The sequence below is a fragment of the Pseudomonas sp. BN515 genome, from assembly GCF_029873155.1.
In the GTDB taxonomy this organism is placed as follows: Bacteria; Pseudomonadota; Gammaproteobacteria; order Pseudomonadales; family Pseudomonadaceae; genus Metapseudomonas.
Map to the genome: position 1 here is coordinate 1 of NZ_SSOH01000075.1, position 23,196 is coordinate 23,196.

At 66.2% G+C, this 23,196-nt stretch carries 23 protein-coding genes; 16 read left to right on the plus strand and 7 right to left on the minus strand.

What is annotated here, in order from left to right; all coding sequences use genetic code 11:
* Positions 1-224: 224 nt before the first annotated feature.
* Entirely contained in the window at positions 225-2,747 is a 2,523-nt protein-coding gene (gene hrpB / locus E8E91_RS20525) for an ATP-dependent helicase HrpB (RefSeq protein ID WP_280378334.1), read from the minus strand.
* 127 nt (positions 2,748-2,874) lie between these two features.
* On the opposite strand from hrpB, the gene E8E91_RS20530 reads away from it, so the two are divergent.
* The 6 genes from E8E91_RS20530 (at position 2,875) to E8E91_RS20555 (ending at position 6,040) form a co-directional block, all read left to right on the plus strand.
* Complete coding sequence (locus E8E91_RS20530; protein ID WP_280378336.1) at positions 2,875-3,294, plus strand: polyribonucleotide nucleotidyltransferase; 420 nt, start codon at positions 2,875-2,877, stop codon at positions 3,292-3,294.
* A gap of 1 nt (position 3,295) precedes the next feature.
* Positions 3,296-3,478 (plus strand): hypothetical protein, encoded by a 183-nt coding sequence (locus E8E91_RS20535; RefSeq protein WP_280378338.1) that lies wholly within the window; start codon positions 3,296-3,298, stop codon positions 3,476-3,478.
* Entirely contained in the window at positions 3,475-4,362 is an 888-nt protein-coding gene (locus E8E91_RS20540; RefSeq protein WP_280378341.1) for a cation diffusion facilitator family transporter, read from the plus strand. The genes E8E91_RS20535 and E8E91_RS20540 overlap by 4 nt, the downstream gene beginning before the upstream one ends.
* Before the next feature lie 59 nt (positions 4,363-4,421).
* The gene (locus E8E91_RS20545) at positions 4,422-4,841 is read left to right on the plus strand and encodes an MAPEG family protein (protein WP_280378344.1); all 420 of its coding nucleotides are present in this window, start codon (positions 4,422-4,424) and stop codon (positions 4,839-4,841) included.
* 337 nt (positions 4,842-5,178) lie between these two features.
* Positions 5,179-5,658 (plus strand): Lrp/AsnC family transcriptional regulator, encoded by a 480-nt coding sequence (locus E8E91_RS20550; RefSeq protein WP_016490763.1) that lies wholly within the window; start codon positions 5,179-5,181, stop codon positions 5,656-5,658.
* Positions 5,659-5,836: 178 nt separating this feature from the next.
* Positions 5,837-6,040, plus strand: a complete 204-nt coding sequence (locus E8E91_RS20555) for a DUF2788 domain-containing protein (RefSeq protein WP_190826826.1) — start codon at positions 5,837-5,839, stop codon at positions 6,038-6,040.
* A gap of 46 nt (positions 6,041-6,086) precedes the next feature.
* Here E8E91_RS20555 and E8E91_RS20560 read toward each other — a convergent pair whose 3' ends face one another.
* Complete coding sequence (locus E8E91_RS20560; RefSeq protein ID WP_190827825.1) at positions 6,087-6,653, minus strand: pseudouridine synthase; 567 nt, start codon at positions 6,651-6,653, stop codon at positions 6,087-6,089.
* Positions 6,654-6,797: 144 nt separating this feature from the next.
* Here E8E91_RS20560 and E8E91_RS20565 point away from each other — a divergent pair, with 144 nt between their 5' ends.
* Positions 6,798-7,844 (plus strand): MBL fold metallo-hydrolase, encoded by a 1,047-nt coding sequence (locus E8E91_RS20565; protein WP_280378345.1) that lies wholly within the window; start codon positions 6,798-6,800, stop codon positions 7,842-7,844.
* A 128-nt stretch (positions 7,845-7,972) separates the two neighbouring features.
* Here the strand turns inward: E8E91_RS20565 and amn are convergent, their stop codons facing one another.
* Positions 7,973-9,490: an AMP nucleosidase gene (gene amn / locus E8E91_RS20570; RefSeq protein ID WP_280378347.1), complete on the minus strand. Its 1,518-nt coding sequence runs from the start codon at positions 9,488-9,490 to the stop codon at positions 7,973-7,975.
* Between the two features lie 441 nt (positions 9,491-9,931).
* Here amn and E8E91_RS20575 point away from each other — a divergent pair, with 441 nt between their 5' ends.
* The gene (locus tag E8E91_RS20575) at positions 9,932-11,086 is read left to right on the plus strand and encodes an MFS transporter (protein WP_280378349.1); all 1,155 of its coding nucleotides are present in this window, start codon (positions 9,932-9,934) and stop codon (positions 11,084-11,086) included.
* A gap of 44 nt (positions 11,087-11,130) precedes the next feature.
* On the opposite strand, the gene E8E91_RS20580 is transcribed toward E8E91_RS20575, so the two are convergent.
* The 3 genes from E8E91_RS20580 to E8E91_RS20590 form a co-directional block, all read right to left on the minus strand.
* Complete coding sequence (locus tag E8E91_RS20580; RefSeq protein ID WP_280378351.1) at positions 11,131-12,780, minus strand: acyl-CoA dehydrogenase family protein; 1,650 nt, start codon at positions 12,778-12,780, stop codon at positions 11,131-11,133.
* Between the two features lies 1 nt (position 12,781).
* On the minus strand, positions 12,782-13,429 hold the full coding sequence (locus E8E91_RS20585) for a TetR/AcrR family transcriptional regulator (protein WP_280378353.1): 648 nt from the start codon (positions 13,427-13,429) through the stop codon (positions 12,782-12,784).
* A 125-nt stretch (positions 13,430-13,554) separates the two neighbouring features.
* The gene (locus E8E91_RS20590) at positions 13,555-15,951 is read right to left on the minus strand and encodes a hybrid sensor histidine kinase/response regulator (RefSeq protein WP_280378356.1); all 2,397 of its coding nucleotides are present in this window, start codon (positions 15,949-15,951) and stop codon (positions 13,555-13,557) included.
* A gap of 252 nt (positions 15,952-16,203) precedes the next feature.
* Between E8E91_RS20590 and E8E91_RS20595 the strand changes: the two genes are divergently transcribed.
* The 5 genes from E8E91_RS20595 to E8E91_RS20615 all read left to right on the plus strand — a co-directional run bounded on the left by E8E91_RS20595 (position 16,204) and on the right by E8E91_RS20615 (position 19,801).
* The gene (locus tag E8E91_RS20595) at positions 16,204-17,001 is read left to right on the plus strand and encodes a hydroxymethylpyrimidine/phosphomethylpyrimidine kinase (protein ID WP_280378358.1); all 798 of its coding nucleotides are present in this window, start codon (positions 16,204-16,206) and stop codon (positions 16,999-17,001) included.
* Entirely contained in the window at positions 16,998-17,627 is a 630-nt protein-coding gene (gene thiE, locus E8E91_RS20600; protein WP_280378360.1) for a thiamine phosphate synthase, read from the plus strand. Before E8E91_RS20595 ends, thiE begins: the two co-directional genes overlap by 4 nt.
* Before the next feature lie 30 nt (positions 17,628-17,657).
* Positions 17,658-18,947, plus strand: coding sequence for a glutamate-1-semialdehyde 2,1-aminomutase (hemL, locus tag E8E91_RS20605; protein ID WP_280378363.1), 1,290 nt, complete (start codon positions 17,658-17,660; stop codon positions 18,945-18,947).
* A complete protein-coding gene (locus tag E8E91_RS20610) occupies positions 18,947-19,159 on the plus strand; it encodes a hypothetical protein (RefSeq protein WP_280378365.1) in 213 nt (70 codons plus the stop codon). Before hemL ends, E8E91_RS20610 begins: the two co-directional genes overlap by 1 nt.
* Positions 19,160-19,252: 93 nt before the next feature.
* Complete coding sequence (locus tag E8E91_RS20615) at positions 19,253-19,801, plus strand: tetratricopeptide repeat protein (RefSeq protein WP_151131711.1); 549 nt, start codon at positions 19,253-19,255, stop codon at positions 19,799-19,801.
* A 22-nt stretch (positions 19,802-19,823) separates the two neighbouring features.
* On the opposite strand, the gene E8E91_RS20620 is transcribed toward E8E91_RS20615, so the two are convergent.
* A complete protein-coding gene (locus E8E91_RS20620; protein ID WP_151131710.1) occupies positions 19,824-20,147 on the minus strand; it encodes a DUF1820 family protein in 324 nt (107 codons plus the stop codon).
* A gap of 136 nt (positions 20,148-20,283) precedes the next feature.
* Between E8E91_RS20620 and miaB the strand changes: the two genes are divergently transcribed.
* From miaB to ybeY, 3 genes are all read left to right on the plus strand, one after another.
* Positions 20,284-21,624, plus strand: a complete 1,341-nt coding sequence (gene miaB / locus E8E91_RS20625; protein WP_280378444.1) for a tRNA (N6-isopentenyl adenosine(37)-C2)-methylthiotransferase MiaB — start codon at positions 20,284-20,286, stop codon at positions 21,622-21,624.
* A gap of 91 nt (positions 21,625-21,715) precedes the next feature.
* On the plus strand, positions 21,716-22,732 hold the full coding sequence (locus tag E8E91_RS20630) for a PhoH family protein (RefSeq protein ID WP_280378368.1): 1,017 nt from the start codon (positions 21,716-21,718) through the stop codon (positions 22,730-22,732).
* Positions 22,725-23,189, plus strand: coding sequence for an rRNA maturation RNase YbeY (gene ybeY, locus E8E91_RS20635; protein ID WP_280378369.1), 465 nt, complete (start codon positions 22,725-22,727; stop codon positions 23,187-23,189). Before E8E91_RS20630 ends, ybeY begins: the two co-directional genes overlap by 8 nt.
* Positions 23,190-23,196: the final 7 nt, after the last annotated feature.

Sequence of the window (23,196 nt, forward strand, 5' to 3'; positions counted from 1 at the left end):
CTGATGCCATAGCGTCGGCACAGCTCGCGGACATTGCTCTGCGGCTGTTCGGCCAACCACACAAATTCACGCCGAATCGACATGGTGGTGCACTCCTGCCACGGCATCGCTCGAACTCCTCATTCGACGGATCCCGTAAGCGTAAATGCGTTACCTATGTCTCCCGACACCCGTTACCTATGTCCCCCGGCTGAACACATGGCGCACCCTACGACGGGATTCCTCTACTTCCTTGGCTTGGCCCGCGCGGTCGGCTCGGCTACCAGCGGATCCTCCGGCCAATAGTGCTTGGGGTAGCGCCCCTTCAGATCCTTCTTCACATCCGCATAGGTATTGCGCCAAAAGCTCGCCAGGTCCTGGGTAACCTGCACCGGGCGCTGGGCCGGGGACAGCAGGTGCAACTTGACGCCCTGCCGGCCACCGGCAATGCGCGGCGTATCGGCCAGGCCGAACAGCTCCTGAAGGCGCACGGCGAGCACCGGCATCTCGTCGCTGTAGTCCAGGCGGATGCGGGACCCGGATGGGACTTCCAGCGTACGCGGCGCCAGTTCGTCGAGCCGCTGCGGCAGCGGCCAGGGCAGCAGCCCCTGGAGGATGCCGGCGAGGTCGAGGTTGGCGAAATGGCTGAGGCGGCTGACCTTGCCCAGCCAGGGCTGCAGCCAATCTTCCAGGCTGGCCAGCAGGGCCGCGTCGGACAGGTCCGGCCATTCGCTGGCCCCCTTGTCGGCCAGGTCCAGCCGGCGCAGGAGCGCCACCCGCGCCTGCCACTGGCGCAGTTCGGGATTCCACGGCAGCAGCTCCAGCCCCTTGCGCCGCACCAGACCGAGCAGCGCCCGCGAGCGCGCCTCGTCATCCAGTTCGGCCAGGGCTTCGCGAGCCAGCACCAGCTCACCCACTTTCACTTGCTGCTCGGCGCGCAGCACACCTTCGCGCTCGTCCCAGTCCAGCAGGTCGTGGCGGCTCACCTGCTCCGCAAGAGGGCCGTCGAACAGCGCCGGGTCGAGGTCGGCGGCGAGATAGATGCGCTCCTCCCGCTGGCCCTGGCGGCTGCCGAGGTCGGCGATCACCAGCCAGGGTTCCTTCATCAATGCGTCCGGTTCACCGAAGGTCGCCGCACGCCCGTTGGCCAGGCGGTAGTCGGCGCCGCCGGGGCGGCGTTGCTGGGCGATGCGGTCCGGGTAGGCGAAGGCCAGCAGGCAGCCGAGCCAGCGCGGGTGATCCGGATCGGTCACCGGTTCGCTGGCCGGGCCGCGCAGGTACGAGCGGAACTGCCGCGCCAACTGGCGGGCGCGCTGCACGCCACCGCGAGCGCCGCGTGCGGCCTTATCTCCGCCCGCCAGTAGGGCGAGGCGGCTGTGCAGGTCAGCGCCGCCGCCGCGCAGGATGTCGCGCTCGCCCAGCAGGGCGGCGAGGTCGCAGGCCAGGTTGCCAAGCCCCAGGGCATGTCCACGCAGCAACAGGTGGGCGATGCGCGGGTGAGCCGGCAGTTCGGCCATCGCCTGGCCATGGCGGGTCAGGCTGCCGTCTTCGCCCAGGGCACCGAGCCGCTGCAACAGGTCGCGGCCCTGGGCATAGGCGGCGGTAGGGGGCGGGTCGAGCCAGGCCAGTTCGTTGGGATCGCCAACGCCCCAGCGCGCCAACTGCAGCGCCAGACCGGCGAGGTCGGCCTGGAGGATTTCCGCGCTGCCGTGGGCAGCCAGTTGTTCATGCTGGGCCTCGGACCAGAGCCGGTAGCAGGCGCCCGGTTGCAGACGGCCAGCCCGGCCGGCGCGTTGGGTCGCGGAGGCGCGGGAAATGCGCTGGGTGTCCAGGCGGGTCATGCCGCTGGCCGGGTCGAAGCGCGGCACGCGTTCCAGGCCAGCGTCCACCACCACGCGAACGCCATCGATGGTCAGGCTGGTTTCGGCGATGTTGGTGGCCAGCACTACCTTGCGCTTGCCGGTCGGCGCCGGCTCGATGGCCGCACGCTGGGCGGTCAGGTCCAGTTCGCCATGGAGCGGACAGAGCAGGATCTCGGGCTGGCCATCGAGGCGCTCGGCCAACTGCTCGGCAACGCGACGAATCTCAGCCTGCCCCGGGAGGAACACCAGCAAGCTGCCGGGTTCGTCAGCCAGGGCCTGGAGCACGGTCTGCACCACCCTGGGTTCGAGTGCCTCCCCGATCTGGCTTGGCCGGCCCCAACGTTGCTGCACCGGGAACATGCGGCCTTCGCTGCGCACCACGGGCGCCTCCGCCAGCAGGCGCGACAGGCGCTCGCCTTCCAGGGTGGCGGACATCAGCAGCACCTTCAGCGGAGGTTCGTCGCGCAGCAGCGCGCGGCCATTGAGGCACAGGGCCAGGGCAAGGTCGGCGTCCAGGCTACGCTCGTGGAATTCGTCGAAGATCACCAGGCCGACGCCTTCCAGTGCCGGGTCCTCCTGCAAGCGGCGGGCGAGGATGCCCTCGGTCACCACTTCGATACGGGTACGCGGCCCGACCTTCGACTCCAGGCGGATGCGGTAGCCAACGGTTTCGCCCACGGCCTCGCCCAGCTCGCTGGCCAGGCGTTCGGCGGCGGCGCGGGCGGCCAGGCGGCGCGGCTCCAGCATCAGGATGCTCTGCCCGGCCAGCCACGGCTCGCCCAGCAGTGCCAGGGGCACGCGGGTGGTCTTGCCGGCGCCGGGCGGTGCTTCCAGAACGGTTTCGTGGCGGGATTGCAGGGCGGCCCGCAGGTCAGGCAGGACGGCATCGATGGGTAGCGGATTCATGGGTACTCCAGGCAGGCGCCAAAGTATACCGGCGAACCGCCAGTTCCTTGCCGGGGTCTTAGATACACCGAGCAGTTTTGAAATAGCCGGCTTGCTATAGTTGCGAAATTTCGACCAGGAGACGCTTATGCGCATTGCTTCCCGTTGGATCGGCGGTGTCGTCGCCGCTGCCCTCACTACCCAGCTCACCGCCTGCGGCACGCTGTTCTACCCGGACCGCCGCGGCCAGATCGAGGGCAAGATCGACCCGGCCATCGCGGCCATGGACGCCATCGGCATTCTCTTCTATGTGATTCCCGGCCTGATCGCCTTCGCGGTCGACTTCGCCACCGGCGCCATCTACCTGCCCGCCGACCAGCACGCCCAGGTCGCCCCCCAGAAGCTGCGGGAAGCCATCGGCGCCGACGGCAAGGTGGACCCGATTCGCCTGAAGTCGATCATCGCTCGCGAAACCGGCCACGACCTGCCGCTGGACAACCCGCAGCTTCTCCAGCGCAGCGGCAACCTGCAGCAACTGGCCGCCTTCGGCCTGCGCCCGGCCGCCTGAGATGGACCCGCTGGCGCGGCGCGTCCAGCGCCTGCCGGAGAGCCTGCGACAGGTAGCTGATGCGGCGTACCGCGCTTCGTGCAGGCTGCTCTTCGGCAGCCTGCACAGCAGCTATCGCCCCGGCCAGGCTTGCGCCACGATCTCGGCCATGGACCTCATCCACTTCAAGCCGGAGCCGGCATGACCTCACCCCGCCAGCACGCGCAACTGCTGCGCCTGGCCACCCGCGCCTCCCTCGCTGTCGCCATCACCCTGGTCATCGCCAAGGCCATCGCCTGGGCCATGAGCGGCTCGGTCAGCCTGCTGGCCGGCCTGACCGATTCGCTGATGGACAGTGCGGCCTCCCTGCTCAACCTGCTGGCGGTGCGTTATGCGCTGAAGCCGGCGGACGACGACCACCGCTACGGACACGGCAAGGCCGAAGCCCTGGCAGGCCTGGCCCAGGCGCTGTTCATCATCGTCAGCGCCGTACTGGTGGCGGCCCAGGCGTACGAGCGCCTGAACGATCCGCAACCGCTGGAAGCGGAGATGCTGGGCATCGGCGTGATGCTGCTGTCGCTGGCACTCACCGCCGGTCTGCTGATGCTGCAGCGCCGGGTGATCCGCGCCACCGGCTCCACCGCCATCCGCGCCGACTCGCTGCACTACCGCTCCGACCTGCTGCTCAACAGCGGCATCCTCCTCGCCCTGGTGCTGGCGAGCCTGGGCTGGCAGCAGGCCGACGGACTGTTCGGCCTGGGCATCGCCGGTTACATCCTCTGGAGCGCCATCGGCATCGCGCGGGAATCGATCTCGGTGCTGATGGACGAGGAACTGTCGCCGGCGATCAGCGCCGACATGCACCGCCTGGCCTGCGAGGTACCCGGCGTGCTCGGCGCCCATGACCTGCGCACGCGGATTTCCGGCAATCACTGGTATGTGCAACTGCACCTGGAACTGCCAGGGGAGCTGACGCTGTCCCGCGCCCACGCGCTCTGCGAGCAGGCTGAACAGGCGATCACCAGCCACTATCCCCGCGCTGAAGTGCTGGTCCATGCGGACCCGAGCGACGTGGTGAAACACGGATAGAGCAATTGCTCTAAAACTTCTAGACTCGCTCATTCCATAAGAAGAACGAGGAGTCCGCAATGCCCCTGTCCCCCTCTGCCGCTGCCCTGCTCGGGCTGGCAGCCTGGAGTCTGCTGCTGGTGTTTCTGCTGGTGAACCAGCGCGGCCTGCTGGTGATGGCCGGGCGGATGAAGGTCAATGCCTTCGCCGCTGACGGCAGCAACACCCCCAGCGCCTTCGGCAAACGCCTGGTGCGCGCCTATGCCAACACCCTGGAGAACCTGCCGATGCAAGCGGCGGTCCTGCTCTACGCCATCGCCGCCGGGCAGACCGCGATCACCGATCCGCTGGCCGGACTGCTGCTGGGCGCGCGCCTGTTCCAGAGCATTGCGCACCTGATCAGCACCAGCGCGCTGTTCGTCTGGCTGCGGTTCGCCGGGTTCTTCGTGCAGCTGGCGATCCTCGCCTGGTGGCTGCTGAAGCTGGCGGCGCTGGTCTGACCCGCAATCCGCGCGCAATAAAAAAGGGAGGCCCCATACTGCGGGCCCCCCTTCGGGAAATTCGTCCTGTGCTGGCGATTTTGTCGCCGCTTTCATCGCCTGCCTGGTTGGGCAGTGCGGACCCGGGGGCCTGCTCGAACCGGTTGGATCGGAGGCGCCGACGCACCTGATTGGGCGGGTCGGGTGGACTTGCTGTCCGGGCCGTGAAACTGAGAGAAATCTTACGTCTTGCTGCGCGACGAATGATTGCGAATATTGCTCACCACAGGGCTACTTGCGCAATTAATCTCCAAAGTAGCAATATTTGCAGCAATCAAATCAAACAACGGCGGGTGCAATGGAAAAACTCGATCGCTACGACCTCAAGATCCTTGCCGAATTGCAGCGCGATGCGCGCATCTCCAACCAGGAGCTGGCCGAACGCATCGGACTGTCGCCCTCGCCCTGCTCACGGCGGGTCAAGCAACTGGAAGATGACGGCTACATCGTCCGCCAGGTCGCCCTGCTGGATCGCAAGAAGCTGGGCCTCAGTCTCACCGCCTACGTGCTGATCGGCATGGACCGGCACACGCCGGAGCGTTTCGAGCACTTCCAGGAAGTGATCCGCCAGTGCCCCGAAGTGCTGGAGTGCAGCCTGGTGACCGGCATGGAGGCGGACTACCAGTTGAAGGTGGTGGTACCGGACATGGATCACTACCAGCAGTTCCTGCTGGGTCAGTTGACGCGCATCGAGGGGGTGACCAGCGTGCGTTCGAGCTTCGTGCTCAACCAGGTGCTGAGCAGCACCGAGCTGCCCCTGGGCCATCTGCGCGGCTGAATGGCCCTCGCGCGGCGATTCGCTTGGCGTATAATCGCCGCGCTTTGCTGTACCCCCGCGTGGCCCCGCCTCATATAAAGAGCCCTCCCGCTCACGGAATCACAAGCGCACCGCCCCGCTTTCCTCCCGGCCCTTCGGCCGTGCGGGTGCAGCCTGTATTCATTCCACGAGGTGCGAGATGAGCCCGGAGAAATTCGAAGAGTTGATGATGACGGCGATGATCGCCGGCCTGGTGGCCTTCATGGCCTTCATCGTCTGGGACCTGGCCAAGAAGTCCAAGGCGGGTCGCTTCGGCACCATGATCCTGTTCCTCGCCCTGGGCCTGGGCGTGCTGGGCTTCGTCATCAAGACGCTGGTAATCGGCGGCCTCGAAGGCTTCTAAGGCCCTTTTCCTGAGCCCGCCAGCCAAGGCGGGCTCAACCTGCCGCTCAGAGTTGAGCGGGCACTTCGCGGTACTCTCCCAGCCCCAGCCCATCGAGGCTCCAGGGACCGATACGCACCCGCACCAGACGCAGCGTCGGCAGCCCTACCGCTGCCGTCATGCGTCGCACCTGGCGGTTACGACCTTCGCGGATCACCAGCTCCAGCCACGCCGTCGGCACACTCTTGCGAAAACGTACCGGCGGATTGCGCTCCCACAGCACCGGTTCTTCGATCTGCCGCGCCTCGGCCGGCAGGGTCGGGCCGTCGTTCAGTTCCACGCCTTCACGCAGCTGCTTGAGCTGTTCCTCGCTGGGCTCCCCCTCCACCTGAACCCAATAGGTTTTCGGCAGCTTGTGCTTCGGGTCGGCGATGCGCGCCTGCAGGCGGCCATCGTTGGTCAGCAGCAGCAGGCCTTCGCTGTCGCGATCCAGGCGGCCGGCGGGATAGATGCCGGGAATGGGGATGTAGTCCTTGAGGGTCGCGCGGCCCTCGCCATCGCTGAACTGGGTCAGGACGTCGAAGGGCTTGTTGAACAGCAGCAGGCGCGGTTCGGCCGGCGGCGCCTTGGCCACTCGACGTGGTGCGGCGGGACCGGGGCGGCGGGAAGCGGGACGGACGGGGCGAGTTGGGCGCGACATGCCTGGAAACGGGTTGGCGGTATGGGAATGGGAGAGGCATGCTAGGTTGACTGCCTTCCAGCCGCAAGAGAATGCACCATGTCGCGTGCCCTGCGCCCCACCTGGCTGATCAACCTGATGACCCTCGCCGGTCAGTACCGCGCGCCCTACCGGGGCCCGGCCTCGGACAATTTCGACGGCCGCCGCTTTCGCAATATCGAACCCAAGCCGCACAAGGACCTGCGTTCCTTCCTGCGCTGGCAGTTCAGCCGCGAGAAGCAGGCGGACTGGCTCGACCAGCCTGGCCCGGCCGTCCCGCCGGAGGTGCCCGCGCGCGTGGAAGGCGACGAGCTGCGGATCACCTACATCAATCACGCCACCCTGCTGATCCAGCATCGGGGGCTGAACATCGTCACCGACCCGGTCTGGTCGCAGCGCGTCAGTCCGTTCAGTTTTGTCGGCCCCCGGCGCCACCATCCGCCGGGCCTGGAACTGGACCAGTTGCCCCCCATCGACCTGATCCTGGTCAGCCACAACCACTACGACCACCTGGACCTGGAAAGCCTGCGCGGCCTGGCCGAGCGCTTTCCGCTGGCCAGGGTGGTCAGCGGGCCGGGCAATGCCATGCTGATCCGCGAAACCGGCTTCAAGAACGTCATCGAGCTGGACTGGTGGCAGGAACTGCCACTGGAAGGCGGCCTGAAGCTGCACTCAGTACCGGTGCAGCATTGGTCGGCAAGAACCCGCAGCGACACCAACGAAACCTTGTGGATGGGCTTCGTGATCGAATCGCCGGACGGCCCCTTCCTGTTCCCCGGCGATACCGGCCTGGGGCCGGAGTTCCGCCTGATCCGCGAGCGCTTCGGCCCCATGCGTTTCGCCGCGCTGCCTATCGGTGCCTACGCGCCGCGCTGGTTCATGCGCGACAACCACATGAACCCGGACGATGCGGTCCAGGCCCACAAGCAACTGGAATCCGCGCACAGCCTGGCCATCCATTTCGGCACCTTCAACCTCACCGACGAAGGCCAGTTCGCCCCGCCCCGCGACCTGGCCAAGGCGCTGACGGACTGGCAGGTGGATGCGGACGATTTCCGCGTGCCGACGCCGGGGTATCAGTGGGTGATTCCGCCCGTGGCGAGATAGCAAATCCTGTAGGGGCGAATTCATTCGCCAAGCAGGCCAAAGGTCTGCCCTGCGATGCCTTTCGGGACCGCGTTGCGGTCCATGGCGAATGAATTCGCCCCCACAAGAAGCCTGCACGGGCCACCCGATCAGCGGAACGGCGGCTCGTCGAAGCTGCGCAGCTTGCGCGAGTGCAATGCGTTGAGCTGGGAACGCAGCAGATCCAGGGCGGCGATGCCGATGCGCAGGTGCTGGCTGACAGCGCGCTGGTAGAAAGCACTGGCCGAGCCCGGCAGCTTGATCTCGCTGTGTAGCGGCTTATCGGAAACGCACAACAAGGTGCCGTAGGGAACCCGCAGGCGATAACCCTGTGCAGCCACGGTGCCGCTTTCCATATCCACCGCCACCGCCCGCGACAGGTTGATGAGCGGGCGTTCCTGGGCCCAGCGCAGTTCCCAGTTGCGGTCGTCGTAGGTGAGCACGGTGCCGGTGCGCAGGCGGCGCTTGAGGTCTTCGCCACGTTCGCCGGTGACCTGGGCGGCGGCTTCCTGCAGCGCCTGCTGCACTTCGGCCAACGCCGGCAAGGGAATGTTCGGCGGTAGCACCCGGTCGAGGATGCCGTCGCGGCGCATGTAGGCGTGGGCCAGCACGTAGTCGCCGATGGTCTGCGACTGCCGCAATCCGCCGCAGTGGCCGATCATCAGCCAGCAGTGCGGGCGCAGCACGGCCAGGTGGTCGGTGATGTTCTTGGCATTGGACGGGCCAACGCCGATGTTCACCAGGGTGACGCCGTGGCCGTTGGCGGCGATCAGGTGGTAGGCCGGCATCTGGTAGCGGTGCCAGACCACGCCGTCGACGATGGCCTGCATCTCGCCCTCGTCCATGCCACGCTCCACCACCACGTTGCCCGGCAGCACCATACGCACGTAGCGCGAGTCTTCATGCAGCAGGTCGATGCCGTAGCGGATGAACTGGTCGACGTAGCGGTGATAGTTGGTCAGCAGGATCCACGGCTGCACGTGGCGCCAGTCACTGCCGGTGTAATGCACCAGGCGGCGCAGGGAGAAGTCCACCCGCGCCGCATCGAACAGCGCCAGGGGCATGTGATCGAAATCGTCCCAGTCGTGCAGGCCATCAGCCACGCCATCGCTGGCGGCGGACAGGTCGGTGCTGGGGAAGACCCGCGCCAGCTCGGCGGCGGTGACGCCGGAACCGGCCAGTTCATCGCCCTGCTCGACCACGTAGGGATAGGGAATGTTCTGCTGGCTCACCCCCACCTCGACGGTGACGGTGAAATCCTCCATGAGGGGTCCCAGCTGGTCCAGCAGGTAAGCGCGGAAGTCTTCCGGCTGGGTCACGGTGACGCTGTAGGTGCCGGGCACCTGCACCTTGGCGTAGGCGCGCACGGTGCTCGGCACCTCGCCCTGGCAGTGGTAGGTGACACGCAGTTCGGGATAGCGGAACAGTTCGCGCTCGGCGGCGCTGGGCAAGGTTCGTTCCTTGAGATAGCGCTTCAGTGCCTGGCTCAGCGCATCGGTAGCGCGATGGTAGTAGGCGGAGAGGCGGGTAACGGCCTCTTCGGCGGTGGCGGCGACGATGAATTCATTGAACGACGGGCTGCTCACGGTCTGCTTCCTGGCAGGGAACTCGGCCCTATCTTGCTCCATGGATGTGAGAGTCAGCCAGCCTCGGTTTCAACCATTGTCCCGAGCGGACTGAGGCGTATTCCCCCGACGGCCAGGTGCCAGATAGAGCCGCAACGACGGCCGGCAGCACGTCCGTCCCGCGTTGACCGGGAGCGCCGGGCTACTTAGACTGCGCGCCCTCGCGTTGTCTACCGAAGCTCACTTGATGTTCTCGCCCGCCCCCCAGCTCCGTCCCGTCCAGCCCGATCCGGCGCTGTCGGCGCGCACCTGGCCGCGTGACGCGAAACAGAAGCGCCGCCGCAGCGTGCTCTTCGCCTTCACCTTCTCGCCTCCCGCCCTCCGCGCCTGAGTCGCTTCCTGCGGCTCGTCCTTCGCTGAATCCCCTGACGCCCCGTCCGCACGCGGGTGTCTTCCTTGCTATCTGGCCTGGCCCGGGCCGTTCAATTCGGGCAGGAGTCGAGAATGAACAATCGTTGGTTGCTGGGCGTACTGATCTTCGCCGTGTCGGTCATTGGCCTCGGCATGGGCGCCACCCTGCCGCTGGTTTCCCTGCGCCTGCTGGAGGCCGGCGCCTCCACGCTGGAAATCGGCATCCTCAGCGCCATGCCGGCGGCTGGCATGATCCTCGCCGCCTTCCTGGTCCATCCGTTGTGCCGACGCTTCTCCGGCCGAGCCCTTTATCTCGCCTGCTTCGTCCTCTGCACCCTCAGTGCCAGCGCCCTGGAGTGGCTGCCGGAGTCGCGAACCCTGCTGGCCCTGGCGCGCCTGGTGCTGGGTGTCGGCATGGGGGTGGCGGTGATCCTCGGCGAATCCTGGGTCAATGAACTGTGCGATGAGAACAAGCGTGGTCAGGTAGTGGCCTTCTACGCCGCCTGCTTCACCGGCTGCCAATTGGGTGGCCCGGCGCTGATCGGCCTGATCGGCACCCAGGGCCCATGGCTGGTGATGATCGTGACTCTGGCCAATCTGGCGGCCCTGGCACTCGTCTGGCACAGCCTGCCGAACGACTGGGCGCAGGCCGCCGAGGATGACGTGCGAACCTTTTCCCTGGCCGGCTTCCTGCGGGTCGCCCCAGCGCTCTGCACCGGCGTGCTGTTCTTCGCCTTCTTCGATGCGGTGGTGCTGTCGCTGTTTCCCGTATACGCCAGCGCCCAGGGTTACGGCGTTGGCATTGCCGCCTTCATGGTCACGGTGATCCTGCTGGGAGACATGGTCTGCCAGGTGCCCCTGGGCTGGCTTTCCGACCGGACCGAGCGCAGCCGCCTGCACCTGTGCTGCGGCGTGGCTGCGCTGGCCATCGGCGTGGCGCTGCCCTGGCTGATGGAGGTTCCCGGCTTGCTCTGGCCGGCGCTGGTGATGCTCGGCGCGGTGGCGGGCGGCGTCTATACCCTGGCCCTGGTGCTGATCGGCGAGCGTTTCAGCGGCCAGGACCTGGTTACCGCCAATGCCTGCGTGGGCATGCTCTGGGGCATTGGCAGCCTGGTCGGCCCGCTGTTCAGCGGTGCGCTGATGGAGCTCGGCCCGAACGGGCTGCCGCTGGCGTTGTGCCTGGCAGCAGCCCTGTTCGTGGTGACCGCGCTGACCAGTGGGCGGCGCTACGTCACCCGCGCCGCCTGACGCAGAGCCCGTTCACAGAGCCTGCTTTCAACGCAGCAAGGCTCTCAGGCCAGGTGCGGGGTGCTGCGCGCCAACAGCGCCTCGGCATCCGCGCCACGCGGCAGGGTGCCGTAGACACGGCCATGACCGGCCAGGCGACTGCCGATGAAGGCGTCGGCAACAGTGGCATTGCCGGCCTCCAGCAGCAGCTTGGCCTGCAGCGCCACAGCCACGTCTTCGGTGAGCTGACGGGCGCGGAACTGGATGTCGGCCGTGTCGGCAAAGCCTTTCTTCAAGTTGCCGATGAAGGACGCCAGACGTGCATCGCCATGGCCATCCCCCAGCTCGGCGAAGAGGACATCCAGCACGCCCGGTTCCTTGGACAGGGCCCGCAGAACGTCCAGGCACTGCACGTTGCCTGAACCTTCCCAGGTGGAGTTCACCGGCGCCTCGCGGTAGAGGCGCGGGAGGATGGTGTCTTCCACGTAACCGGCACCGCCCAGGCACTCGGCGGCCTCATTGATCATTGCGGGGGCGCGCTTGCAGATCCAGTACTTGCCGACGGCGGTGACCAGACGGGCGAACTTGTCTTCCTGCTCGTCGTGGGCGTTGTCCAGCGCGCGGCCCATGCGCATGGTCAGCGCCAGCGCGGCTTCGCTTTCCAGGGCCAGGTCGGCCAGCACGTTCTGCATCAGCGGTTGCTCGGCCAGCACACGCCCGCCGACCTTGCGATAGGCGCAGTGGTGAGCGGCCTGGGTCAACGCCTGACGCATCAGCGCGCTGGAGCCGATCATGCAATCGAAGCGGGTGAGCGCAACCATCTCGATGATGGTCGGTACGCCACGCCCTTCCTCACCCACCATCCAGGCCAGGGCGCCGCGATACTCCACCTCGCTGGAGGCATTGGACCAGTTGCCCAGCTTGTTCTTCAGGCGCTGGATATAGAACTCGTTGCGGCTGCCATCCGGGCGGTGGCGCGGCAACAGGAAGCAGGAAAGGCCCTTGTCGGTGTAGGCCAGGGTGAGGAACGCATCGCACATGGGCGCCGAGCAGAACCATTTGTGGCCGACCAGTTCGTAGGCCTGGCCCGGCCCCGGAACACCTACCGGATGGGCGCGGGTGGTGTTGGCGCGCACGTCGGTGCCGCCCTGCTTCTCGGTCATGGCCATGCCGATGGTCAAGCCGGTCTTCTGCTCCATGGGCAGGTTGCGCGGGTCGTACTCGGTGGAGAGGATCTTCGGCAGCCATTTCTCGGCGATATCCGGCTGCAGGCGCAGGGCCGGGACGCTGGCGAAGGTCATGGTCAGCGGGCAGCCGGTGCCGGCTTCGGCCTGGCTGTGCAGGTAGCTGAGGCCGGCGCGGGCCACCTGGGCACCGGCGCGCGGATCGGTCCAGGGCATGGACGGGATGCCGCTCTCGATGGAGGCACGCATCAGCTCGTGGTAGGCCGGGTGGAACTCCACCAGGTCGATGCGGTGCCCATAGCGGTCATGGCTCTTGAACACCGGCTTGTTCTCGTTGGCGAGGAAGCCCGCCGCCATCAGCGGCCCGCCAGCCAGGGCACCGTAGCTGTCCAGGCGGCCTTCGGCCCAGCCGCCGTGGTAACGGCGTACCCACTCCTGCAGCGGCAGGTCGACGCGATAGAGGTTGGCGCCATCCAGTGGCGGCACCTGGTTGATGACTTCATGGGTTTCGGCGAACTCGTGCAGGCTCATCTCAGGTCTCCAGGGCAGATTGGCTGGCGCCCAGGGCGCGCAGGCAGAAGGTCGTGAGGTTGGCGCAGACGGTTTCGAGGTCGTCCGGCCCTTGGCCAGCCTCACGCAGGGCGCGGGCCGGGGGCGACAGCGGGCCCACCAGGGATTCGGCGATGGCGCCGACCAGGCAGGCTGCGGTCAGGGAAATCGAGGGAACCTGGAATTCGCCACGGGCGCGGCCGTCCTCCAGCAGGCGGCAAAACAACTCAGCGTAGGCCTCGCGATAGAGCAGGCGCTGTTCGTCGACTTCCGGGTCCACCGGTTCGGCGATCAGGGCGAATGCCAGCCGCCGGCTATGCCAGGCGCGCGCGGCGAACTGGCGCAAGCCGCGAGCCAGGCGTTCAGCGGCGGAACCTTCACCACGCAGCACCTCGGCCAGGCTGTCCACTTCCAACTGGCTGGCGCGGGCAAAGACCTCCGCCGCCAACTCTCCCTTGTTGCCGAAGTGGCGGTACAGGCTGCCAGTGGCGATGCCGGCGTCCTCGGCCAGGGCCTGCATGGTCAGCGCCGCGAACCCGCCCTCCACCACCCGCGCATGGGCGCAGGCCAGGATGCGGCTGCGTAGCGCCTGGTCACGGTCGATTCGGGAAGCGGTGGTGCGGTAGGCCATGGTCTGAATCCTGATTCACCTCATTCAGTGAATCAGGATTCAGACCTTGCAGAAAGCGGGATAAATGCCGCGCCTGATGGCATTTGCGTCGCGGATCAGCGGCGAACCAGCCGCGCGGCAGGCATTCAGGTTACTGAGCGGATGGACTCGACCGGTTTGCACAGCAGCCAGTCGTGGAGCAAGGCGCGCAGCTCTTCGAACTTCACCGGCTTGGCCATGTAGTCGCTCATGCCCGCCGCCAGGCATCGTTCGCGGTCGCCGCTGTGGCTGTGGGCGGTGATGGCCAGCACCGGCAGGTCGGCGCAACCGGGCATGGCGCGCAGGGCGCGGCAGGTGGCGAAACCATCCATCACCGGCATCTGGCAGTCCAGCAGCACGGCATCGATGGGCTCGCGGCGAATCTGCTCCAGCGCTTCGGCGCCGTTGTCAGCCGTACGCACGCGGTAGCCAAGCTTGAGCAGCATGCCGCGGGTCACCAACTGGTTGATCGCGTTGTCTTCCACCACCAGCACGGTGCACTGCTCCGGTCGACGAAGGGGCTGGCCGCCGGGGCGGCGCATGGGCACGACCTGGGCCTGGGCCGGCAAGGAAACATCCAGCTCCAGGATAAAGGTGCTGCCACGACCAGGCTGGGACTGGTGGGAAAGCTTGCCGCCGAGCAGCGCGACCAGTTGCTGGCTGAGGGCGAGCCCGATGCCGAGGCCGCCGTACTCGCGGGTCATGGAACCGTCGAGCTGATAGAAGCGCCGATAGATCAGCCCGTCCGGCGGGGCGGAAAAGCCGATGCCGGTGTCCGTGACCTCGATGCGCAGCGCCAGGTTGCCATCGACGGGCTCCTGGCCGCTGATCTTCACGCCGACGCTGCCGCGGCTGGTGAACTTGATGGCGTTGTCCAGCAGGTAGCCCAGGGTCTGCGCCAGCTTGCCAGCGTCGCCCTCCAGGGTATCCGGCAGGCGATGGTCGAGTTCCAGATCGAAAGCCAGACCTTTCTCCTCCGCGCGCGGGCCGTACTGCACCCGCAGGCTGTCCGCCAGGCCACGAAGACTGAACGGCTCCCGTCGCGGATAAAGCTTGCCGGCCTGCAGTTCGGTCATCGCGAGGATGTCGTTGACCAGCCGCATCATGTCCCGCGCCGAGCCGGACGCCGTGCGCTGGTACTGCTCCAGCTCTTCGTGCAGCGGCAGGGTCTGCATCAGTTCCAGCGAGCCGATGACACCATTCATCGGGGTGCGCAGCTCGTGGGTGACGGTGGCGAGGAATTCGTCCTTCAGGCGGTTGCTGTTGGCCAGTTCCTGGTTGAGCGCTTCCAGCTTGCGTCCGGCATCCTGGAGGATTCGCGCGCGCTCCTCCTTCATGGCGTTGATGCGGTCGGCCAGGGCCAGGGACAGCAGCCCCACTTCCAGCGCCGAACCGATCTGGCTGGCGTACATGGTGAAGAAGATGTTCGGCAGGTAGCCCAGCACCATCAGGGTGTTGATGGCGCCGCCGAGGAGGAACGCGCTCCAGGCGATGATGAAGTAGCGCGCCACACGCATGCCGCGCAGCCAGGCCAGCACGCCGGCGGAAAAGATCACCACGGTGAAGATCAGCGCCAGTGAGGTGGCCAGGCGCAGGGCCAGGCCGTAGCTGGCGGTCAGCGCCAGGACCATCGCCAGCCCGCCCAGGGCCATGAGGCCGAGCAGGGCGCGGTCGACCCAGGGGCTGTGATCGGCCGTATGCAGGAAGCTGCGCGCGAACTGGCAGCCGAACAGCGCTGCCGATCCGATCAGGAAGGGCGTCGCCGCATTGGCCCACCAGGGGTTGTCCGGCCAGAGGTACTGGATTCCGGCGCCGTTGACCGAAATCTGGTACAGCCCGAACGAGCCTATATAGAGGATGTAATAGAGGTAGCTGGTGTCGCGGACGCTGAGATAGATGAACAGGTTGTAGACCAGCATCACCAGCAGCACGCCATAGATGATGCCGAGCACGTAGACACGTTCCGGCTGCTCTTCGAGGAAGGCCCGGGGCGACCAGAGGGTCAACGGTGCCTGAATCGAACCCTCGCTCTGCATGCGCAGGTAGATGCGAGTGGGCTGGTTGGGTTGCAGGTCGACGCTGAAGACATAGTTGTTCTGCTTGATCTGCCGGCTGTCGAACGGCAGCGAATCCCCCGTGCGCTGGGCTAGGCGGAAGCCGCCCTGGCCATCGGGCAGGTAGAGGTCGAGGTGATCCAGAGGCGGGTAAGCCAGCTCCAGCAGCCAGTCCTGCTGGCCGCCGAGGTCACGCGGACGGTAGTCCAGGTCGACACGCAGCCAGAACACCGAGCGCGAATAGCCGGCGTTGAGCACGGGTTTTTCATTGCGGCGGAAGCTGCTGTCCAGGGCGGGAGAGGTGATGTCGTCGATCTCGGCATCGCCACGAACGTCTTCGAATACGTCCATGTGCTGGCCCAGCGAAAGGCTGCGCAACTGCTCGTCGAACTCCACGGCGTTGGCCAGTCCCGCGAGCAGGTAAAGGGTCAGGAAAAGGAGGATACGCATGCAGCCCCGCAATGGCCTCTTGACCGCGTCCCGGAGCCCCACCTCCTTATCCGACGCGCCATGCAGAGCCAGGTTGTTCGAAAAGTGCACTCTAGCACAGCGCAAGGCGGCTGAAAGCCGCACATTGCCATCACAGCAGGATGGCTCTATTACGGGCATTACAGCCCATCTTTCGACGCCACTTCCGGCACCCCTGAGGCATAGCGCCGTCGGTGCGGCCCGGCGAGGTGATTAGTGGTAAGCTCGCCGACCATGAAAACGACCAACTCTCGCCCCGTAGTCCTCTGCCTTTCCGGCCACGACCCCAGTGGTGGCGCCGGCCTCCAGGCGGATATCGAAGCCCTGATCGCACAAGGTTGCCACGCCGCCCCGGCAGTGACCGCCCTGACCGTGCAGGATACCGTCAACGTTTCCGACTTCCGCGTCCTCGATCGCGAATGGGTGCTGGCCCAGGCCAATGCCGTGATCGCCGACCTGCCAGTGGCCGCCGTCAAGCTGGGCATGCTCGGCTCGGTGCAGATGGTCGAAACCGTGCTGGAAATCATGCAGTCCCTGCCGGGCATACCGCTGGTCTGCGACCCGGTACTGCGTGCCGGCGGCGGCGGCGCGCTGGGCAAGGACGAAGTGGGTTACGCGATCCGCGAACGCCTGCTCCCGGTAGCCGCCATCGCCACCCCGAACCTGCCGGAAGCGCGCATCCTCGCCGAACTGCCGGAAGGCACCCCGGACGAGTGCGCGGAGAAGCTCCTGCCCTTCTGCCACAACTTGCTGATCACCGGCGGTCATGGCGACGAGCACGAAGTGCACAACCGCCTGTACACCCAGGATGGCCAGCGCTTCACCTATACCTGCCAGCGCCTGCCCGGCAGCTACCACGGCTCGGGCTGCACCCTGGCCAGCGCCCTCGCCGGCCGCCTGGCCCTAGGCGAGGAGCTGTCCAGCGCGGTACGCAGCGCCCTCGACTACACCTGGCGCACCCTGCGCGACGCCGAACAACCCGGCCACGGCCAGTACGTGCCGCGCCGCCTGCCGCTGGACTTCTGCCAATGAAACTGCGCGGCCTCTACGCCATCACCGACAGCCAGTTGCTGGCTGGCGGCAAGCTGCTGCCCTATGTCGAGGCGGCCCTGAAGGGTGGCGCCAAGCTGCTGCAGTACCGCGACAAGTCCAGTGACGAAGCCCGTCGCCTGCGCGAGGCGGAAGCCTTGGGCGAACTCTGCACCCGCTACGGCGCCCAACTGATCATCAACGATGACGCCGAACTGGCCGCGCGCCTCGGCGTCGGCCTGCACCTGGGCCAGGGCGACGGCTCCCTGGCGGCCGCACGCGCCCTGCTCGGCCGCCAGGCCATCATCGGTGGCACCTGCCACGCCAGCCTCGACCTGGCCGCCGCCGCGATCAAGGAAGGCGCCAGCTACATCGCCTTCGGCCGCTTCTACAATTCCCAGACCAAGCCGGGCGCACCCGCCGCCACCCTGGACCTGCTGGAGCAGGCCAAACAGCGCTTCCAGTCGCCGATCGTCGCCATTGGCGGCGTGAGCCTGGAAAACGCCCCGGAGCTGATCGCCCGCGGCGCCAGCATGGTGGCGGTGATCCATGCCCTGTTCGGCGCCGACTCGGCCGCCGAGGTAGAACGCCGCGCCCGAGCCTTCAACGCCCTGTTCGACGCCGCCTGACCCCGAATTCGCTTGAAAGAGAGACCTGCCATGTCCCGTTCCGAAACTCTGTTCGCCAACGCCCAGAAACATATCCCCGGTGGCGTCAACTCGCCGGTCCGCGCCTTCAAGAGCGTCGGCGGCACCCCGCTGTTCTTCAAGCACGCGGAAGGCGCCTACGTGACGGACGAGGACGACAAGCGCTACGTGGACTACGTGGGCTCCTGGGGTCCGATGATCCTCGGCCACAGCCATCCGGACGTGCTGGACGCCGTGCGCAAGCAACTGGACCACGGCCTGTCCTACGGCGCACCGACCGCGCTGGAAGTCGAAATGGCCGACCTGGTCTGCTCCCTGGTGCCGTCCATGGAGATGGTGCGCATGGTCAGCTCCGGCACCGAAGCCACCATGAGCGCCATCCGCCTGGCCCGTGGCTACACCGGCCGCGACAGCATCATCAAATTCGAAGGCTGCTATCACGGCCACTCCGACTCCCTGCTGGTGAAAGCCGGCTCTGGCGCCCTGACCCTGGGCGTACCCAGCTCCCCGGGCGTGCCGGCGGCCTTCGCCCAGCACACCCTGACCCTGCCGTTCAACGACATCGACGCCGTGGAGAAGACCCTGGCCGACGTAGGCAAGGAAGTGGCGTGCATCATCGTCGAGCCGGTGGCTGGCAACATGAACTGCGTACCGCCGGCTCCAGGCTTCCTCGAAGGCCTGCGCAGCCTGTGTGACAAGCACGGCGTGGTGCTGATCTTCGACGAAGTGATGACCGGTTTCCGCGTGGCCCTCGGCGGCGCCCAGGCTTACTACAGCATCACCCCCGACCTCTCTACCTTCGGCAAGATCATCGGTGGCGGGATGCCGGTGGGCTGCTTCGGCGGCAAGCGCGAGATCATGTCGCACATCGCCCCGCTGGGCCCGGTCTACCAGGCCGGCACCCTGTCCGGAAACCCGCTGGCGATGGCCGCTGGCCTGACCACCCTGAAGCTGATCAGCCGCCCGGGCTTCCACGCCGAGCTGACCGACTACACCACCCGCATGCTCGACGGCCTGCAGCAGCGCGCCGATGCCGCTGGCATTCCTTTCGTCACCACCCAGGCGGGCGGCATGTTCGGTCTGTACTTCAGCGGCGCGGACGACATCGTCACCTTCCAGGACGTGATGACCAGCGATGCTGAGCGCTTCAAGCGCTTCTTCCACCTGATGCTGGAAGGCGGCGTATACCTGGCGCCGAGCGCCTACGAGGCCGGCTTCACCTCCATCGCCCACGGCGACAAGGAGCTGGCGATCACCCTGGACGCAGCCGAGCGCGCCTTCGCCAAGCTCAAGCAGGCTTGATGCAATACAGCACCGCCCTCTCCGACGGCATCCTCGCCCTCACCAGCCTGGTCAGCGCCTTCGCGCTGGTCCGGGCGGGCAAGGCGTTCGCCGAAACGGAGCGGCCGGCCTGGTTCTGCGCCCTGCTCACCCCCGCCTACCCGCTGATAACCTGGCTGCTCCTGTACCTTCACGGCACCGAGCCGAACGCAAACAAAGTAAAGGCTTTGTAAGATCGCCCCGGCTTATTTCATAATGTGACGGTCGGCGCGTTTCTCGCCGGCCGGGCATGATGCCCGCATTGCTTCCGAGGCGCTGTGATCCCCATGAACCGCACCGGCCGAACCCTGATCCTGGGCAGCCTGTTGCTTTTCCTGCCGCTGCTGGCCAATGCCGGCGGTAACTCCCTGCTGATCCCGGCGACCGGCCGCTGCAACCTGAACAGCCTGCCGGAAAACCTCTCGGAAGCCGTTTCCGCCTGCCAACAGGCCGCCAAGGGCGGCGACGCCGAAGCCCAATACGAGCTCGGCGAGTTCTACTACGACGGCAAACGCACCCCGCGCGACCTGGCCCAGGCCCTGCAATGGTTCGAGCAAGCCTCCCTGAAAGGTCATGCCCAGGCCCAATTGCGCCTGGGCAACATGTTCTTCCGGGGCGAAGGCGTACCGGCCAACAATGTGCAGGCCTACATCGTGCTGAAAATGGCTGCGGTGAACGGTTCGGACGAAGCGATGGACAGCGCCGACCTGGTGGCCGCGCAAATGCGTAGTGATGAGCTGGAAATCGCCACCCAGGTGCTGGGCCAGATTTTCCGCAACTACCTGCTGGAACTGCAGGCCGCCGACGGCGGTTCGCCCTTCTCGCCCCTGCCCTGACGGCAGAGGCTTCCAACCGGCCTTACTTCTCGGGCATCGGCAGCGGGAAGGGCATCACGTTACCGCCACCCTTGGCTTCGCTGATCTTCGGCGTGCCCAGACGCTCCACTTCGTCGATGCGGATGATCGAATGCATCGGCAGGAAACTGCGCACCACGCCTTCGAACTGGGCCTTGAGCTTCTCTTCGCTGGGATCGACCACCACTTGGGTGCGCTCGCCGAAGACGAACTCTTCCACTTCCAGGAAGCCCCACAGATCGCTCTGGTAGATCTGCTTGGCGTACATCTCGTACACCTGGCCCTGGTTCAGGAAGATCACCTTGTAGATGGGGTCGGACTTGCTCATGGGAGATTGGCGGGCCGTCTTGGGGGAATTTCGAAGGGCGCAAATCATAGCATAGCCGCCAGGCAGTCGGCGCTAGGAACACCGGGGGATGGCGACTATAATGCGCGGTTCTTCGAACCACCTGATTCCTAAGTGCATGGCCAAGAAGCTCTATATCGAAACCCACGGCTGCCAGATGAACGAGTACGACAGCTCGCGCATGGTCGACCTGCTCGGCGAACATCAGGCACTTGAGGTCACCGAACACGCCGAAGAGGCTGACGTGATCCTGCTCAATACCTGCTCGATCCGCGAGAAGGCGCAGGAGAAGGTGTTCTCGAAACTTGGCCAGTGGCGCGAGCTCAAGCGGCAGAACCCGCAACTGGTGATCGGCGTCGGTGGTTGCGTGGCCAGCCAGGAAGGCGCCGCCATCCGTGAGCGCGCGCCCTACGTGGACGTGGTGTTCGGCCCGCAGACGCTGCACCGCCTGCCGGAAATGATCGATGCCGCACGGACCACCCGCAAACCCCAGGTGGACATCAGCTTCCCCGAGATCGAAAAGTTCGACCGCCTGCCCGAGCCGCGCGTCGACGGCCCCAGCGCCTTCGTCTCGGTGATGGAAGGCTGCAGCAAGTACTGCACTTTCTGCGTCGTGCCCTACACCCGTGGCGAAGAAGTCAGCCGCCCGTTCGACGACGTCCTGGCCGAAGTCATCCACCTGGCTGAGAACGGCGTCCGCGAAGTGACCCTGCTGGGCCAAAACGTGAACGGTTACCGTGGCCAGACCCATGACGGCCGCATCGCTGATTTCGCCGAGCTGATCCGGGTGGTCGCCGCCGTCGATGGCATCGACCGCATCCGCTACACCACCTCGCACCCGCTGGAATTCTCCGACGCGCTGATCCAGGCCCACGCTGAAGTGCCGGAACTGGTGAAGTTCGTCCACCTGCCGGTGCAGGCCGGCTCCGACCGCATCCTCGCGGCCATGAAGCGCAACCACACCGCGCTCGAATACAAGTCGCGCATCCGCAAGCTGAAGGCCGCTGTGCCGGATATCTGCATCAGCTCGGACTTCATCGTTGGATTCCCCGGCGAAACCGACAAGGACTTCGAGGCCACCATGAAGCTGGTGGAAGACGTCGGCTTCGACTTCTCCTTCTCCTTCATCTACAGCTCGCGCCCCGGCACCCCGGCGGCCGACCTGGTGGATGACACCCCGGAAGAGGTGAAAAAGCAGCGCCTGCAGATCCTCCAGGGCCGCATCCACCAGCAGGGCTTCGAGATCAGCCGACGAATGGTCGGCAGCGTCCAGCGCATCCTCGTCAGCGACTTCTCCAAGAAGGACCCGGGCATGCTCCAGGGCCGTACCGAGAACAACCGCATCGTCAACTTCCGCAGCGCCAACCCGCAGCTGATCGGCCAGTTCGTCGACGTGCACATCGACGACGCCCTGCCCCACTCGCTGCGCGGCACCCTGATCGAAGGGGCCCTGCACTGACAAACCTCCGGGCCCGCGCTTTTCCAGGCGGGCCCTCGGAGTTATTCTTTCTGTCATCCCTTCCTTTCCGCCCAAGGGCGAACACACGACATTGAACGCCTCACTGGATCTTCACCGCTTCACCCTGGAACCCTTTGAAGCCCGCCGCTTCGCCAATCTGTGCGGCCAATTCGACGAGCACCTTCGCCTGATCGAACAGCGCATGGGCATCGAGATTCGCAACCGTGGCAACCAGTTCGAACTGGTCGGCGACCCGCAACGCACCCGCACCACGGAAAACCTCCTGCACCGCCTCTACCGCGAAACCGAAGCCAGCGAGTTGTCGCCGGACATGATTCACCTGTTCCTGCGCGAAACCGGCATGGACGAGGTCAACCCCAAGGCCGAAGCGGTCAGCCTGCGCACCCGCAAGGGCAATATCCGCCCGCGCGGCGCCAACCAGCAGCGCTACGTGAAGTCGATCCTCGATCACGACATCAACTTCGGCATCGGCCCGGCGGGCACTGGCAAGACCTACCTGGCGGTGGCCTGCGCCGTGGACGCCCTGGAGCGCGAGCAGGTGCGCCGCATCCTGCTGGTACGCCCGGCGGTCGAAGCCGGCGAGAAGCTCGGCTTCCTCCCGGGCGACCTGTCCCAGAAGATCGACCCCTACCTGCGCCCGCTCTACGACGCGCTCTACGAGATGCTCGGCTTCGACCACGTAGCCAAGCTCATCGAGAAGCAGGTGATCGAGGTCGCCCCGCTGGCCTACATGCGCGGTCGCACCCTTAACAACAGCTTCATCATTCTCGACGAAAGTCAGAACACTACCGTCGAGCAGATGAAGATGTTCCTGACCCGTATCGGCTTCGGCTCCACTGCCGTCATCACCGGTGACATCACCCAGATCGACCTGCCGCGCGGCACCCGTTCGGGCCTGACCCACGTGATCGACGTACTGCGCGATGTACCGGGCATCAGCTTCACCCACTTCAAGTCCCATGACGTGGTGCGCCACCCGCTGGTCCAGCGCATAGTCGAAGCCTACGACCGCTTCGACAGCCAACAGCAGCAGCCGAAGGCGAAGCCCGCCGACAACGATCCAGGCGCCATAGACGACAATGCTTGAACTTGACCTGCAACTCGCCAGCACGGCCCTGGGCCTGCCGAGCGAGGCGGACTTCCGTCGCTGGTGCGAACTGGCCCTGCGCCAGCGTAGCGCCGACTCCGAGCTGACCATCCGACTGGTGGACGAGCCCGAAGGGCGCGAACTGAACCGCACCTGGCGACACAAGGACTACGCTACCAACGTGCTCTCCTTCCCCGCGGACGTACCGGACGAGCTGCTGGACATCCCGCTGCTCGGCGACCTGGTGATCTGCGCACCGGTGGTGGAACGGGAAGCCGTCGAACAGGGCAAGGCCCTGCAGGCGCACTGGGCGCACCTGGTGATCCACGGTTGTTTGCACCTGCTCGGCTACGACCACATCGAGGATGAGGAAGCCGAGGAAATGGAAGCCCTGGAACGGGAATTGCTGGCTGAACTTGGCCACCCCGACCCTTACCGTGACGACGAAGACCAATAAGAGGCAC

What these genes read in the sequence shown, in the direction of transcription:
- hrpB (WP_280378334.1), bottom strand. Translation starts at nt 2,747, where the DNA reads ATGAATCCGCTACCCATCGATGCCGTCCTGCCTGACCTGCGGGCCGCC.
- E8E91_RS20530 (WP_280378336.1), top strand. Translation starts at nt 2,875, where the DNA reads ATGCGCATTGCTTCCCGTTGGATCGGCGGTGTCGTCGCCGCTGCCCTC.
- E8E91_RS20535 (WP_280378338.1), top strand. Translation starts at nt 3,296, where the DNA reads ATGGACCCGCTGGCGCGGCGCGTCCAGCGCCTGCCGGAGAGCCTGCGA.
- E8E91_RS20540 (WP_280378341.1), top strand. Translation starts at nt 3,475, where the DNA reads ATGACCTCACCCCGCCAGCACGCGCAACTGCTGCGCCTGGCCACCCGC.
- E8E91_RS20545 (WP_280378344.1), top strand. Translation starts at nt 4,422, where the DNA reads ATGCCCCTGTCCCCCTCTGCCGCTGCCCTGCTCGGGCTGGCAGCCTGG.
- E8E91_RS20550 (WP_016490763.1), top strand. Translation starts at nt 5,179, where the DNA reads ATGGAAAAACTCGATCGCTACGACCTCAAGATCCTTGCCGAATTGCAG.
- E8E91_RS20555 (WP_190826826.1), top strand. Translation starts at nt 5,837, where the DNA reads ATGAGCCCGGAGAAATTCGAAGAGTTGATGATGACGGCGATGATCGCC.
- E8E91_RS20565 (WP_280378345.1), top strand. Translation starts at nt 6,798, where the DNA reads ATGTCGCGTGCCCTGCGCCCCACCTGGCTGATCAACCTGATGACCCTC.
- amn (WP_280378347.1), bottom strand. Translation starts at nt 9,490, where the DNA reads ATGGAGCAAGATAGGGCCGAGTTCCCTGCCAGGAAGCAGACCGTGAGC.
- E8E91_RS20575 (WP_280378349.1), top strand. Translation starts at nt 9,932, where the DNA reads ATGAACAATCGTTGGTTGCTGGGCGTACTGATCTTCGCCGTGTCGGTC.
- E8E91_RS20580 (WP_280378351.1), bottom strand. Translation starts at nt 12,780, where the DNA reads ATGAGCCTGCACGAGTTCGCCGAAACCCATGAAGTCATCAACCAGGTG.
- E8E91_RS20585 (WP_280378353.1), bottom strand. Translation starts at nt 13,429, where the DNA reads ATGGCCTACCGCACCACCGCTTCCCGAATCGACCGTGACCAGGCGCTA.
- E8E91_RS20590 (WP_280378356.1), bottom strand. Translation starts at nt 15,951, where the DNA reads ATGCGTATCCTCCTTTTCCTGACCCTTTACCTGCTCGCGGGACTGGCC.
- E8E91_RS20595 (WP_280378358.1), top strand. Translation starts at nt 16,204, where the DNA reads ATGAAAACGACCAACTCTCGCCCCGTAGTCCTCTGCCTTTCCGGCCAC.
- thiE (WP_280378360.1), top strand. Translation starts at nt 16,998, where the DNA reads ATGAAACTGCGCGGCCTCTACGCCATCACCGACAGCCAGTTGCTGGCT.
- hemL (WP_280378363.1), top strand. Translation starts at nt 17,658, where the DNA reads ATGTCCCGTTCCGAAACTCTGTTCGCCAACGCCCAGAAACATATCCCC.
- E8E91_RS20610 (WP_280378365.1), top strand. Translation starts at nt 18,947, where the DNA reads ATGCAATACAGCACCGCCCTCTCCGACGGCATCCTCGCCCTCACCAGC.
- E8E91_RS20615 (WP_151131711.1), top strand. Translation starts at nt 19,253, where the DNA reads ATGAACCGCACCGGCCGAACCCTGATCCTGGGCAGCCTGTTGCTTTTC.
- E8E91_RS20620 (WP_151131710.1), bottom strand. Translation starts at nt 20,147, where the DNA reads ATGAGCAAGTCCGACCCCATCTACAAGGTGATCTTCCTGAACCAGGGC.
- miaB (WP_280378444.1), top strand. Translation starts at nt 20,284, where the DNA reads ATGGCCAAGAAGCTCTATATCGAAACCCACGGCTGCCAGATGAACGAG.
- ybeY (WP_280378369.1), top strand. Translation starts at nt 22,725, where the DNA reads ATGCTTGAACTTGACCTGCAACTCGCCAGCACGGCCCTGGGCCTGCCG.